At 51.8% G+C, this 13,056-nt stretch carries 14 protein-coding genes; 7 read left to right on the top strand and 7 right to left on the bottom strand.

The features are described from left to right. Positions 1 to 24 precede the first annotated feature (24 nt). A complete protein-coding gene (gene secB / locus ACG74X_RS03430) occupies positions 25 to 531 on the top strand; it encodes a protein-export chaperone SecB (protein ID WP_411232735.1) in 507 nt (168 codons plus the stop codon). A gap of 3 nt (positions 532 to 534) precedes the next feature. Here the strand turns inward: secB and dnaQ are convergent, their stop codons facing one another. From dnaQ to ACG74X_RS03410, 4 genes are read right to left on the bottom strand one after another with little or no spacing between them, the layout of a single operon-like run. Beyond that, a complete protein-coding gene (dnaQ, locus tag ACG74X_RS03425) occupies positions 535 to 1,224 on the bottom strand; it encodes a DNA polymerase III subunit epsilon (RefSeq protein ID WP_411232734.1) in 690 nt (229 codons plus the stop codon). Continuing rightward, entirely contained in the window at positions 1,217 to 1,810 is a 594-nt protein-coding gene (gene coaE, locus ACG74X_RS03420) for a dephospho-CoA kinase (protein ID WP_411232733.1), read from the bottom strand. The genes dnaQ and coaE overlap by 8 nt, the downstream gene beginning before the upstream one ends. After that, positions 1,807 to 2,640, bottom strand: coding sequence for a shikimate dehydrogenase (locus ACG74X_RS03415; RefSeq protein ID WP_411232732.1), 834 nt, complete (start codon positions 2,638 to 2,640; stop codon positions 1,807 to 1,809). The genes coaE and ACG74X_RS03415 overlap by 4 nt, the downstream gene beginning before the upstream one ends. After that, complete coding sequence (locus tag ACG74X_RS03410; protein ID WP_411232731.1) at positions 2,637 to 3,236, bottom strand: Maf family protein; 600 nt, start codon at positions 3,234 to 3,236, stop codon at positions 2,637 to 2,639. The genes ACG74X_RS03415 and ACG74X_RS03410 overlap by 4 nt, the downstream gene beginning before the upstream one ends. A 497-nt stretch (positions 3,237 to 3,733) precedes the next feature. Between ACG74X_RS03410 and rho the strand changes: the two genes are divergently transcribed. Genes rho through ACG74X_RS03380 form a run of 6 tightly spaced genes read left to right on the top strand, consistent with a single transcriptional unit; the run spans position 3,734 to position 10,513 of the window. After that, complete coding sequence (gene rho, locus ACG74X_RS03405; protein ID WP_411232882.1) at positions 3,734 to 5,005, top strand: transcription termination factor Rho; 1,272 nt, start codon at positions 3,734 to 3,736, stop codon at positions 5,003 to 5,005. Positions 5,006 to 5,025: 20 nt separating this feature from the next. Continuing rightward, a complete protein-coding gene (gene mnmE, locus ACG74X_RS03400; protein WP_411232730.1) occupies positions 5,026 to 6,312 on the top strand; it encodes a tRNA uridine-5-carboxymethylaminomethyl(34) synthesis GTPase MnmE in 1,287 nt (428 codons plus the stop codon). Positions 6,313 to 6,324: 12 nt separating this feature from the next. Continuing rightward, positions 6,325 to 8,196, top strand: coding sequence for a tRNA uridine-5-carboxymethylaminomethyl(34) synthesis enzyme MnmG (gene mnmG, locus ACG74X_RS03395; protein ID WP_411232729.1), 1,872 nt, complete (start codon positions 6,325 to 6,327; stop codon positions 8,194 to 8,196). Next, on the top strand, positions 8,196 to 8,789 hold the full coding sequence (gene rsmG / locus ACG74X_RS03390) for a 16S rRNA (guanine(527)-N(7))-methyltransferase RsmG (protein WP_411232728.1): 594 nt from the start codon (positions 8,196 to 8,198) through the stop codon (positions 8,787 to 8,789). The genes mnmG and rsmG overlap by 1 nt, the downstream gene beginning before the upstream one ends. Next, positions 8,782 to 9,594 carry a ParA family protein gene (locus tag ACG74X_RS03385; RefSeq protein ID WP_411232727.1) on the top strand — a complete coding sequence of 271 codons (813 nt, stop codon included), beginning with the start codon at positions 8,782 to 8,784 and terminating at the stop codon, positions 9,592 to 9,594. Before rsmG ends, ACG74X_RS03385 begins: the two co-directional genes overlap by 8 nt. A 10-nt stretch (positions 9,595 to 9,604) precedes the next feature. Then, positions 9,605 to 10,513: a ParB/RepB/Spo0J family partition protein gene (locus tag ACG74X_RS03380; protein ID WP_411232726.1), complete on the top strand. Its 909-nt coding sequence runs from the start codon at positions 9,605 to 9,607 to the stop codon at positions 10,511 to 10,513. On the opposite strand, the gene hemW is transcribed toward ACG74X_RS03380, so the two are convergent. The 3 genes from hemW to rph are packed head-to-tail and all read right to left on the bottom strand — an operon-like array spanning position 10,510 to position 12,972. Then, on the bottom strand, positions 10,510 to 11,688 hold the full coding sequence (hemW, locus tag ACG74X_RS03375; RefSeq protein WP_411232725.1) for a radical SAM family heme chaperone HemW: 1,179 nt from the start codon (positions 11,686 to 11,688) through the stop codon (positions 10,510 to 10,512). The genes ACG74X_RS03380 and hemW overlap by 4 nt on opposite strands. Next, on the bottom strand, positions 11,651 to 12,262 hold the full coding sequence (gene rdgB / locus ACG74X_RS03370) for an RdgB/HAM1 family non-canonical purine NTP pyrophosphatase (protein WP_411232724.1): 612 nt from the start codon (positions 12,260 to 12,262) through the stop codon (positions 11,651 to 11,653). Before rdgB ends, hemW begins: the two co-directional genes overlap by 38 nt. Then, a complete protein-coding gene (gene rph / locus ACG74X_RS03365; protein WP_411232723.1) occupies positions 12,259 to 12,972 on the bottom strand; it encodes a ribonuclease PH in 714 nt (237 codons plus the stop codon). The genes rdgB and rph overlap by 4 nt, the downstream gene beginning before the upstream one ends. Positions 12,973 to 13,056 lie beyond the last annotated feature (84 nt).

The following is a 13,056-nucleotide window of genomic DNA, read 5'->3' as shown; positions in this document are numbered from 1 at the left end:
TTGCTCGATCTCAGGGAGAGACACATGGCTGACACGCCAGAAACCGCTTCGAATGGGGCCGCTGAACAGCCGGCACCCATCAAAATGAATGTTCTCGCGCAATTCGTGCGGGACATGTCGTTTGAAAATATCCTTGCGCAAAAGGGTGTTCAGGGCGACGTGCAGCCGGATGTGCAGCTGCAAGTCAATCTGGACGCAAAGAAACGCACGGCAGATCACCAATACGAGGTGATCCTGAAGGTCCAGATCAACTCAAAAGCCAAGGAAAGCGGCGACACGCTTTTTGTGCTGGAGCTTGAATATGCCGGTGTATTCCACGTCGAAAACGTCCCGGAAGACCAGCTTCATCCGTTCCTTCTGATTGAATGTCCGCGCATGCTTTTTCCCTTCGTGCGCCGCATTGTCAGTGACGTCACACGCGATGGTGGCTTTCCACCGCTTAACCTGGAAACGATTGATTTCCTTCAGCTTTATCGCACAGAATTGGCGCGACGTGCGCAATCACAGCAATCGGAAACGGCGAACGCCTAGACGTTACATGCGCTTCCAAAGCGCAGCATCCCCTAGCGTTTCAACAAAGGCGGCATGTGCCGCCTTTTCGCTCTCCGAAATCCGAGAGGGCAACGGCACCGGTCGTGCGGTCGGACGCCAATCCTCGCCCATTTCCCCCGATCCGGATCTGCCTTGCGATACACTCAATCCGAAATCCGGTTGTTTGCCGCCAATCAGCTCAAGATACACCTCGGCCAGAATTTCGGAATCGAGCAATGCGCCGTGTAATGTGCGCGACGAATTGTCGATCCCAAAGCGACGACACAGCGCATCAAGCGACGCAGGCGAGCCCGGAAATTTGCGCCGCGCAATGGCCAACGTGTCCAATGACTGCGACATGGGAATGACCGGGCGTTTAAGCCACGTCAATTCCGCATTCAAAAACTTCATGTCAAACGCGGCGTTGTGAATGACAAGGGTCGCGTCTTCTATGAAATCAACAAAGGCTTGCGCGATATCTGCAAACACGGGTTTGTCACGCAGAAAATCATCACCAAGGCCATGCACTTCGAACGCGTCCTGCGGCATGGATCGTTCAGGGTTGATATATTGATGATAGGTACGGCCTGTCGGCACATGATTATACAGCTCCACCGCGCCAATCTCGACAATCCGGTCGCCCTGTTCAGGTTCAAAACCGGTTGTCTCGGTATCCAGTACGATTTCACGCATCACTCATATCTTTCTTGATCTGGTTCAAAACAGTGTGAACCTGACGGCGCGTATCCTCAAGAGTCTCGGTGGTGATCACAAAATCAGACCGCTGCACTTTCTCATCATTCGGCATCTGTTTGTCGCGAATGGCTAGAAACTGATCCTGCGTCATCGTACCCCGCTCCAAAACCCGTTCTTCCTGAAGTTCAGGTGAAACAGTGACACATACAACGGCATCCATCTCTTTCTCGGCCCCGGTTTCAAACAACAGCGGGATGTCAAAAACAAGTATCTCCGCCGTCGCGGTTTTTGCAAACTCTGCCCGATCCTTTTGAACCAAAGGATGAACAATCTCTTCGATCTTCTTTAACGCAACAGGAGTCGTCATGATAATGCGCTTCAAGGCTGTCCGGTCGACTTGCGCGTTTGAAACAGCGCTTGGAAACGCCGCTTCGATCAAAGGGACCGCAGCTCCACCCCGCTCATATAAACGGTGAACCGCATTATCCGCATCCCAAACGGCGCATCCGGCATCTGCAAACATCTGCGCGGTGGTAGATTTGCCCATGCCGATAGACCCGGTAAGCCCAAGCTTGAACGTCACCGCAAAACCGCCGCACGGACATTTTCATCGACCACGGGGCGTTTGCCAAACCACCGCTCGAAACCGGGAACCGCTTGATGAAGCAACATGCCCAACCCGTCGACAGTTTTGCAACCGCGCTCTTCGGCGGTTGCGAGCAATCGTGTCCGCAATGGCGAATACACAAGATCATTGACAATGATTCCCGGACGCAACCCATCAAGTGGGACGCGCATTTCGGTTTTTCCGGTCATGCCAAGTGACGTAGTGTTCACAACAAGATCTGCATCCTCAAGCACATTACCGGCCTGCACCCATTCAACCACTTGAACGCGCTGACCAAAATCATCGCGTAATTTCTCTGCCCGGATGCGCGTGCGATTTGTCAGCATGATCGTTGGAACACCCACATCAATAAGAGACGCAATCACCGCCCGCGCAGCACCACCTGCACCGAAAACAACCGCTGGCCCACTTGTTGGAGTCCAATCCGGAACAGTTTGGCGAATATTCTCAATAAATCCGTAACCGTCTGTATTATCGGCATGAATTCTGCCATCTTTGCGAAAAATCAGGGTATTCGCCGCCCCGATCAGGGTGGCACGATCCGTAATCAGATCCGCAATATCCATCACGGTTTCCTTGTACGGGATGGTCACATTGGCCCCAACAAACCCAAGATCCGCCAACCGGGGCAGCATGTCCTTGATCTTTTCGGGGTCTATGTCGATCGGAACGTAATGCCCCTTCAGACCATATTTCCTGATCCAATAATTGTGAACATTTGGACTTTTGGAATGTGCGATGGGGTGGCCAATGACGCCAGCGAGGGGAATTTTACTGTCACTCATCCGTCAATCCGTCCGGTTAGTGTGAGATGGTTCAAAAGCTCAAGCAAAGGAAGGCCCAAAACCGTGAAATAGTCACCCTGCACCTGTGTGAACAGCCGTGCGCCTTCTTCTTCAAGCTTATATCCGCCGACAGAATGGCGGACACTCTCCCAGTTTCTCTCAAGATAGTCATCCAGATACATATCGGAAAAATCACGCATACGAAGCCGAACGACGCCAACATGACGCCATTTTGGCGCGCTGTCCTCGTACAGAACCGCTGCCGACAATAAAGTATGCGAACGATTCCTCAGCTGCTGTAGCTGAACCTTGGCCTCAGCAATGCTCTGTGGCTTACCAAACACCTGTTTGTCGACGGACAGCACCTGATCACATCCCAGCACAAGCGCGCCAGGAAGTTTGTCAGCAACCTTGCGCGCTTTCATTTCTGCCAATGTATCGGCAATGTCGCGTGGCGATGCCTCCTCTGCCTCAAGGGATCGGCGAATTGCCTCTTCATCGATTCGCGCAACCTGAACATCGAATCTCAGACCAGCGTTGCGCAGCATCTTTGCGCGGATATCGGACCCGGACGCCAAAACCAGATCGAGATTCATGTGGACAACTCCGCGGACAAGTCAGGTTTGTTTCACGGAGTGTTTTGAGGAAAAGGCCAAGCCGCGGCAAGCTGTTTCACAGCTCACCGAACCGTTCAGAACCTACCCGCATCTTGTTCTGCCTGTGAATTGGATAACTTGTTGACTTTGACAACTCTTAACAAACAAAGTCGTTCCTAAGAAATACACCGGAGTTTGTGCATAAAATCATTCTATTTATCAGATAGATATGATCTAAATTTTGCTTTCTCTAAGAAAATTAACAGACCTACCCACAGAGATACCCTCACTGGATAACTCTGGTATAAAATGTTAATCCACAGCCCTGCTGGCGCACAACAAACAACCAAAACCTTACTTTTCTCTTAATTTTTTAAAGAAAGGTTGGTCGTTTGACAGCTCGGAACGGCTCGGCTAAGAGCAGCACAGTCCTGTTCTGGATGGCACTTTCCTAAGAGACACTAAAGACGACCACACTTACCGATGGTCCAGGATATATCATGACCGAAAAGTTGAACCTTGCCGATCTGAAGGCGAAAAGCCCCAAAGACCTGTTGTCGATGGCCGAAGAGCTTGAGATCGAAAACGCATCCACGATGCGCAAGGGCGAGATCATGTTCCAGATTCTTCGGGAACGTGCCGATGAAAGTTGGCAAATCTTCGGGGATGGCGTGCTAGAAGTGCTCCAGGATGGGTTTGGTTTCCTGCGGTCACCCGAAGCCAACTATCTTCCTGGTCCTGACGATATTTACGTGTCGCCAGAAATGATCCGCAAATTTTCGCTTCGGACAGGTGATACTATCGATGGCGAGATCAAGGCACCAGAAGACAACGAACGCTATTTTGCCTTGGCCAATTGCAGTCAGATCAACTTTCAGGAACCGGAACGCGCCCGTCACAAGATCGCCTTTGACAACCTGACCCCGCTCTATCCGGATGAGCGTTTGAAAATGGAAATCGAAGACCCGACTATCAAAGACCGGTCCGCGCGGATCATTGATCTTGTTGCGCCCATCGGCAAAGGCCAGCGTTCGCTGATCGTGGCGCCACCGCGTACGGGTAAAACGGTTCTTCTGCAAAACATCGCACATTCGATCGAGCGGAATCACCCGGAGTGTTATCTCATCGTTCTTCTTATTGATGAACGACCCGAAGAAGTGACCGACATGCAAAGGTCTGTAAAAGGTGAGGTTGTGTCCTCGACCTTTGATGAACCCGCAACCCGGCACGTCGCGGTGTCGGAAATGGTGATCGAAAAAGCAAAGCGCCTTGTCGAACATAAACGAGATGTTGTTATTCTTCTTGATTCGATCACAAGACTTGGTAGAGCGTTCAACACTGTCGTTCCGTCTTCGGGTAAAGTTCTTACCGGCGGTGTCGATGCCAACGCACTGCAGCGGCCCAAGCGTTTCTTTGGTGCCGCACGGAACATCGAAGAGGGCGGTTCGCTGACCATCATCGCCACGGCATTGATCGACACGGGCAGCCGGATGGATGAAGTGATCTTTGAAGAATTCAAAGGCACGGGGAACTCCGAGATCGTGCTTGATCGTAAAGTCGCGGACAAACGTGTCTTCCCGTCAATGGATATTCTCAAATCCGGAACGCGGAAAGAAGAGCTGTTGGTGGACAAGGTCGATCTGCAGAAAACATTTGTTCTGCGTCGAATTCTGAACCCGATGGGAACCACCGATGCTATCGAATTCCTGATCGGTAAACTCAAACAGACCAAGACAAATTCTGAATTCTTCGATTCAATGAATTCCTAACCCATAGGGCAGGGTGGTGTATGGACACGATCTTTGCCTTGGCAACCGTGCCAGGGAAATCAGGTGTGGCTGTTATCCGTGTCTCGGGTCCGGATGCGGCCCAGAGTTGTGACTTATTCGGATTCCCCTGTCCCGACGCCCGAAAACCATCGCTTCGCCGCTTGACTCACGCCAAGCGTGGGTTTCTTGATGAGGCTCTGATTTTATCGTTCGACGATGGGGCAAGCTTTACTGGCGAACCGGTGGTTGAATTTCACCTTCATGGCAGCATCGCAATTGTCCAGGTTGTCCTGAACTGCCTGAATGAGATGCCTGGTTTCCGCCCGGCAGACGCGGGTGAATTCACACGGCGCGCTTTGTCAAACGGTCGGCTTGATCTGACACAAGTCGAAGCGTTGTCAGACTTGATTAAATCAGAAACAGAAATGCAAAGAAAACAAGCGTTGCTGGGGTTTTCTGGGAGGTTAAGAGATGCGGCAGAGGATTGGCGCGGTGAGCTTATCCATGCCCTGTCCTTGTTAGAAGCAACAATAGACTTTGCTGATGAAGAAGTCCCGATTGATGTTTCTGATGATGTTCAGCGATCCCTGTCGCGCATTATCAAAAATCTCGACGAGGAAATCCAGGGCTTTGGCGTGGCAGAACGAATCCGTTCTGGTTTCGAGGTGGCCATTGTCGGCCCTCCCAATGCTGGCAAATCGACCTTATTGAATGCTTTGGCCGGTCGTGATGCCGCCATTACATCCGAAATCGCCGGAACGACGCGCGACGTTATCGAGGTGCGGATGGATTTGGATGGTTTGCCGGTGACATTTCTCGATACTGCCGGACTTCGCGATTCGAATGACACAGTCGAAAACATCGGAATCCAACGCGCGCTTCAACGAGCAGATACGGCAGATCTGAGGGTTTTTCTTTTAAGCGATGAAGAGGAATTTTCGATCTTGCAACCGAAGGACAACGACATCGTTGTCTTTGGAAAATCTGATTTGTCCGGTCGGTTGGATGGGGTCTCTGGTACAACCGGTGCTGGCTTGTCTGAACTTATCGCAAGGGTGAAAGGTTTTCTTTTATCTAAGGCGACAAGTGGCGGGCTTGTGTCTCATGAACGCCAAAGGGATGTTCTTTCGCAAGGCTTGGCCAATTTGAGATCGAGTGTGGAGTTTGTTGAACGTGGCCCCGATTTTTATGACCTTGCCGCAGAGGAATTGCGATCTGGGATTTTCATCTTGGAACGCTTGGTGGGTCGCGTGGATGTCGAAGATGTGCTAGATCGAATATTCTCTAGTTTTTGCATCGGAAAGTAAGGAGTGTTTCACGTGAAACAATTTGATTTCGATGTCATCGTCGTCGGGGGCGGCCATGCCGGAAGCGAAGCCGCACATGCATCTGCCAGGATGGGTGCTAAGACGGCCTTGGTCACCTTGTCCGAGCAGGGAATTGGCGTCATGTCGTGTAATCCCGCGATTGGCGGCCTCGGAAAAGGCCATCTTGTCCGAGAAATCGATGCATTTGACGGTGTTATGGCAAGGGTCGCTGATAAAGCCGGTATACAGTTTCGGTTGTTGAACCGGCGTAAAGGTCCGGCGGTTCAGGGCCCACGCGCACAAGCTGATCGAAAAATTTACCAAACCGAGATGCTGAAGGCGACTAAAGCACAGCAAAATCTCGCAATCATTGAAGGCGAAGTCACAGATTTGATTGTTAAAAACTGTCAGATCGCCGGTATCGAGCTAAATGGAAATCAAAAGTTAACGTCTCAGACCGTTATCCTCACAACTGGAACCTTTTTGCGTGGCATAATCCATATTGGAGATCGCCAAATTGCAGGGGGTCGGATGGGTGAAAAACCGTCGACACAATTGGCCTATCGGCTCGAGGAGTTTGGCTTGCCGCTTGGACGGCTTAAAACAGGTACGCCGCCGCGGATTGATGGGCGCACAATCAATTGGGACGGGCTAGATAGGCAACCTGGTGATGATGACCCAACGATGTTTTCGTTTTTATCATCCAAACCGACCGCCCGACAGATCGCCTGCGCGATAACGCATACCAATCAACATACCCATGACATTATTCGGAAAAATCTTGATCGTTCCGCCATGTATGGCGGTCATATTGCGGGTATCGGCCCACGGTATTGCCCCTCAATCGAAGATAAAATTGTACGATTTTCTGATAAGCCGTCCCATCAGATATTCCTGGAGCCCGAGGGTTTGGCGGATCACACCATTTATCCCAATGGGATTTCAACGTCTTTACCTGAAGAGATTCAGGAAGAATATGTTCGGTCAATAGAAGGTCTTGAACATGCTAAGATCTTGCAGCCGGGATATGCCATTGAATATGACTATGTCGACCCGCGTGCGTTGAACTTGGACCTATCTCTTGAGACATGTCAGGGGCTGTATTTTGCCGGACAGATCAACGGGACAACGGGTTATGAAGAGGCGGCGGCGCAAGGTCTGGTCGCGGGGATTAATGCGGCCCGCCGGTCCAAAGGCCAGGATTCAATTAACTTCAGTCGGTCGAATAGCTATATTGGCGTGATGATCGATGACCTCACGTCGCGCGGTGTGACCGAACCTTATCGCATGTTTACGTCACGAGCGGAGTATCGTTTGTCATTACGGGCAGACAATGCCGATCAGCGATTGACGCCGTTGGCAATGGAGTTGGGATGTGTGACTGAGCTTAGGGTCCGGGAATTTACGAAAAAGAAGGAAAAACTTGATCAGGCCAAAGCTCAACTTGACAGCTTGTCGGTGTCGTCGCAGCAATTGGTTAATGCGGGTGTAGATGTGTCTCGTGATGGCGCGCGTCGGACTGGGTATGAAGCTTTGTCAATCGGCTCAGTGTCCTGGGATGCTTTGATCAAGATTCACCCAAACTTGTGTGACATTGACGATGTGACACGGGAACAGTTGTCAAAAGACGCGTTGTACGCAAATTATCTTGAACGACAGCGGAGAGATATTGAAGCTTTGCAGCGGGATGAGTTGGAAGAGATACCAAAGGACTTTCCATTTGATGAAATTGAAGGCTTATCGAATGAGTTGAAAGCAAAATTTTCATTCCATCGTCCACAAAATATGGCGCAGGCGTCTCGGATTGACGGGGTCACCCCGTCCGCTTTGTTATTGATTCTGACGCGTCTGAAGTCCAAACAAATTCGAAAGAAGCTAGCTTGATGAATGTTTCACGTGAAACACAAGAGCGATTGGACATACATCTCAAGCTTTTAAAAAAATGGTCCCCAAAAATAAATCTGGTTTCAGCGGCGTCTCTTTCAGATGCCGCTAAAAGACATTTTGAGGATTCGGTTCAGATCGCGGAGTTGAACAGGAAAAAAGCGCTACACTGGGCCGATCTAGGGTCCGGTGGTGGTTTCCCAGGCGCGGCCATCGCCATTCTGAAATACGAAACATGTCCCGAAACCAAGGTCACACTGGTCGAAAGTGACCAAAGAAAAGCGGCTTTCCTGAAAACCGTCTCACGGGAGGTCGGAGTCCCATTTACTGTGCTGGCCCAGCGGATTGAGGACATACCGCCGCTCAACGCAGATATTTTAAGCGCCAGAGCCCTTGCGCCGCTCTCTGATTTATTGAGCTATGCTGAGCTGCATTTGAAATCTGAAGGTTTGGCCATCTTTCCCAAAGGAATAACCTGGAAAGAAGAAGTCGCTGAGGCGGAAAAGAAGTGGCGGTTCTCTTTGCAAAGTCATAAAAGTACAACGAACCCCGATGCTGCCATCTTGGAAATTGGAGATTTGTCACGTGCATGATCCCAAACGCCCGAATGGCCCTAAAATCATAGCAATCGCAAACCAGAAAGGTGGCGTCGGTAAGACAACGACGGCAATTAATTTTGCATCTGCCCTGGCTGAGATTGACCAAAATGTGTTGGTTGTCGATCTTGATCCTCAAGGCAATGCGTCAACCGGTTTGGGTATCATGCCCGAGAACAGGCGAGCGACCACTTATGATCTTTTGCTCGACGACTTCCCGCTCCAAGACATCATTTGTAAAACGCAGCAGCATAATCTGAGCTTGGTTGCCTCTACGACGGACCTAAGCTCTGCAGATATTGAACTTATCGCAAACGAAAAACGGAGTTTTTTGCTGCATGATGCGCTTCGTCAGCCTGATATTGATCAGTTCGCGTTTGATTACATCCTGATCGATTGTCCGCCGTCATTGAACCTTTTGACCGTCAATGCGATGGTGGCCGCGCATTCGGTTCTTGTACCGCTTCAAAGCGAATTTTTCGCATTGGAAGGTCTTAGCCAGCTTATGTTGACCATCCGTGAGGTGCGACAAACGGCCAATCCTCATTTGAGGATCGAAGGGGTCGTGCTCACCATGTATGATGCGCGAAATAATCTGTCCCAACAGGTCGAAATGGATGCCCGAGATAATCTTGGTGATCTGGTCTTTACGACCGTGATTCCCCGCAATGTTCGGGTGAGTGAGGCACCATCTTATGCAATGCCGGTTCTGGAATATGATACGAATTCCAAGGGAGCGGCTGCGTATCGTGCATTGGCGCGTGAATTTCTAGCGAAAAACAAAGTACTGACAGAGGCATGAGGGTGACACAATGACAGATAAAAAAGAGCAACGCCGCGGTTTGGGGCGTGGTCTTTCAGCCCTGATGGCAGATATCGAACCGGATTCAGAGGCGACGACAGCCAGTTCCCGCTCAACGCGCGTGCTTCCTGTTGAGCAGCTTGAGCCGAACCCAAATCAGCCGCGTCGCCAATTTGATGCGGATGCGCTGGATGAATTGGCGAACTCTGTCCGGAGCAAGGGCGTCATACAGCCGCTAATCGTTCGCAAAAAAGATGGTGAAGCTGAACGCTACGAGATTGTTGCCGGCGAACGGCGGTGGCGCGCTGCTCAAAAAGCTGGCGTGCATGAAGTGCCCGTGGTGGTGCGTGAATTTACTGATGAAGATGTTCTTGAAATTGCGATTATTGAAAACATCCAAAGAGCAGACCTAAACGCGATTGAAGAGGCTGCTGGATACGAACAGCTTATGACGCGGTTTGGTCACACTCAGGAAAAGCTGGCGAAAGAGCTGGGGAAAAGTCGCAGCCACATTGCCAATTTGTTACGTTTGCTGACCTTGCCTGACGTCGTTAAACACGCGGTACAGGATGGGAAACTGACCGCCGGACATGCCCGTGCTTTGGTTACCGCGCCCGATCCGGTGTTTTTGGCCGGAGATATTGTGCGGAGGGGTCTTTCTGTACGGGAAACCGAAAGGCTGGTTAAAGAGGCACACTCACCGACCGCCGAGGCAAACACCAAACCAAAATCTAAAACGGCGTCTGCTGGGTCAAAGGATGCTGACACAAAGGCATTGGAAGCTGATTTGGCCGCAGCTCTAGGTATGAAGGTTTCGATCAACCATCAAGCGGGAAAAGAGGCAGGATCATTGACCGTAAGCTATGATTCACTGGAGGATCTGGACGCGCTTTGCATGCTGCTGAGCGCAACGCGCTAGTCGGCTTTGGCACATTGAGAGATGATGTAATTCAGCAGGGGCCGACCAGTGGGCGTCGCACCGATTCGGCCGTCGTGGTGCCAGACATACCCGCCGTTCAATAGATCATTAAACCGGGTCCAATCTATAACGGACTGCGCGTCATCTATATCTAGGCCTTCTTTAAGACGTAGCCCCATGATGAGGCGTTCTTCCGCTATATCTTGTGGGGTCAATGGCTCGGTTACATTCACACCTGACCCTTGGCTGACCGCCTTTAACCAGGCTTCGGGTTGCTTCCAACTTTGGGTCGCCAGCCGTTGTGAATTGAGCGTCAATCTCCCATGCGCACCCGGGCCGACGCCCGCATAATCACCACCGCGCCAATAAAGCAGATTGTGCTTTGATTCAGATCCGGGCCGGGCGTGGTTGGACACCTCATAGGCGGTCAGGCCCGCGTCGTTGCACAGTGATTGAGTCACCTCATACAGGTCTGCGCCCAAATCGTCGTTGGGCAGGCCATGCAGCCGACCTCGGGCGGCGCGATCCCAGAAGGCGGTGCCCTCTTCAATGGTTAATTGGTAAAGAGACAAGTGATCAATGGCGAGCTCCAGCGCCTCGGTCAATTCAGCGCGCCAGTCCTCCAGGGTTTGGTTCTGACGCGCGTAGATAAGATCAAAGCTGACACGATCAAAAAATTGCCGTGCAAGGGTGAAGGCATGTCGGGCTTCATCGACGGAATGAAGGCGGCCAAGCTTTTGCAGATCCTTGTCATTCAGCGCCTGAACCCCAAGCGACACCCGGTTAACGCCCAGAGTCGCGTAACCTTCAAAACGGTGTGCTTCGACAGATGTGGGGTTTGCTTCCAACGTGATTTCGATGTCATTGGCAAAGCTCCAGACATCACGCGCCGCAGATAGGACGGTATCCATCGTCGACGGCTCCATCAGGCTGGGTGTACCGCCGCCGAAAAAGATGGAAGACAGCATCCGTGGCCCCGTTTCCATCCCGCATCTGCGAATGTCCTGGGCGAGCGCGTGCGCCCATTTGGATTGGTCGATTTCGGCTCTGACATGGCTGTTAAAGTCGCAATATGGGCATTTTGCTGCACAAAAGGGCCAATGCACATAAAGCCCAAACCCGCGTTGTTGCCAAAGCTCAGTCAAAGCACCCTGCAACCAGTTTGCGGAAGGCATCGGCGCGGTGGCTTATCTTGTTTTTTTCCCACCGATCCATTTCGCCGAATGTCAGGTCATAACCATCAGGTTGGAACACAGGATCGTATCCATGCCCCTGAGACCCGCGCATTGGCCAGATCACCTGACCTTCCATTGTTCCGGGGAACACCTCGTCATGTCCGTCCGGCCAGGCCAGAACAAGCGTGCAGCAAAAACGGGCGGTCCAGGGTTGGGTGGCTCCGGTTTTCAGAACGGCTTTGTGCGCCTTTTCCATGGCCATCACAAAGTCCCGACCCGACCCTGTTTCAGCCCAATCAGCGGTGTAAACACCGGGAGCACCATTGAGCGCGTCTATTTCAAGACCGCTGTCGTCGGATAGGGCGGGCAGGCCGGTTGCCTTGGCCGCTGCATGTGCTTTTATTCGTGCGTTTTCGACAAATGTGGCACCATCCTCAACGGGTTCTGGCAGCCCCATGTCTGCCGCACCAACAACCGTGACGTTGTAGTCCTTTAGAAGATCGGCAATTTCCTCAAGCTTTCCCTGATTATGGGTGGCCACAAGCAACCGATCTTCTATGAACTTGCGCGTCATTCTGACGCCTTAAGCTGCAAGGCGACCAGCTCTTGAACGCCGACATCAGCCAGATCAAGCAGTTGTGTCATTTGATCACGTGAAAAGGTTGCGCCCTCGGCAGACATTTGGACTTCGATCAACTGACCGTCGCCGCGCATGATGAAATTACCATCGACGCCTGCCTCGGAATCTTCGGGATAATCCAGATCCAGAACCGGCTGGCCCGCATACATCCCACAACTGACAGCCGCCACCGGCGAAATTAATGGATCGGAGGTGACATCACCGGCTTTCATCAAGGCATTGACCGCCAAACGCAAAGCGACCCAACCGCCGGTGATAGAGGCACAGCGCGTTCCGCCATCTGCCTGAATGACATCGCAATCCACGGTGATCTGACGTTCGCCCAAGGCGACGCGATCAACGCCGGCGCGCAAACTGCGGCCGATCAGGCGTTGAATTTCAACCGTGCGCCCCTGCTGTTTGCCCGCGGCACTTTCCCGGCGCATCCGACTTGTGGTAGATCGGGGCAACATACCGTATTCTGCCGTGACCCAGCCAAGTCCAGATCCCTTGATAAACGGCGGGACGCGGTCTTCGATTGTGGCTGTGCACAGAACATGGGTGTCGCCCATTCGGATCATACATGATCCTTCTGCGTGTTTGCTGATCCCGGTTTCGATTGAAACCCCGCGCATTTCGCTTAATTTCCGTCCTGACGGTCGCATGGCAAGCCCCTATATTTGTCATGTACGGATACAGGCAGGCTTTCTTGGTTCGCAACCCCTTAACGAGCCGCAGAATGAGGTGAC

Origin of the sequence: Marivita sp. S0852 (assembly GCF_046591575.1) — a bacterium.
GTDB lineage: Bacteria > Pseudomonadota > Alphaproteobacteria > Rhodobacterales > Rhodobacteraceae > Marivita.
The sequence above is the reverse complement of the archived record's forward strand: the minus strand, read 5'-3'. Positions and strand labels throughout refer to the sequence as shown.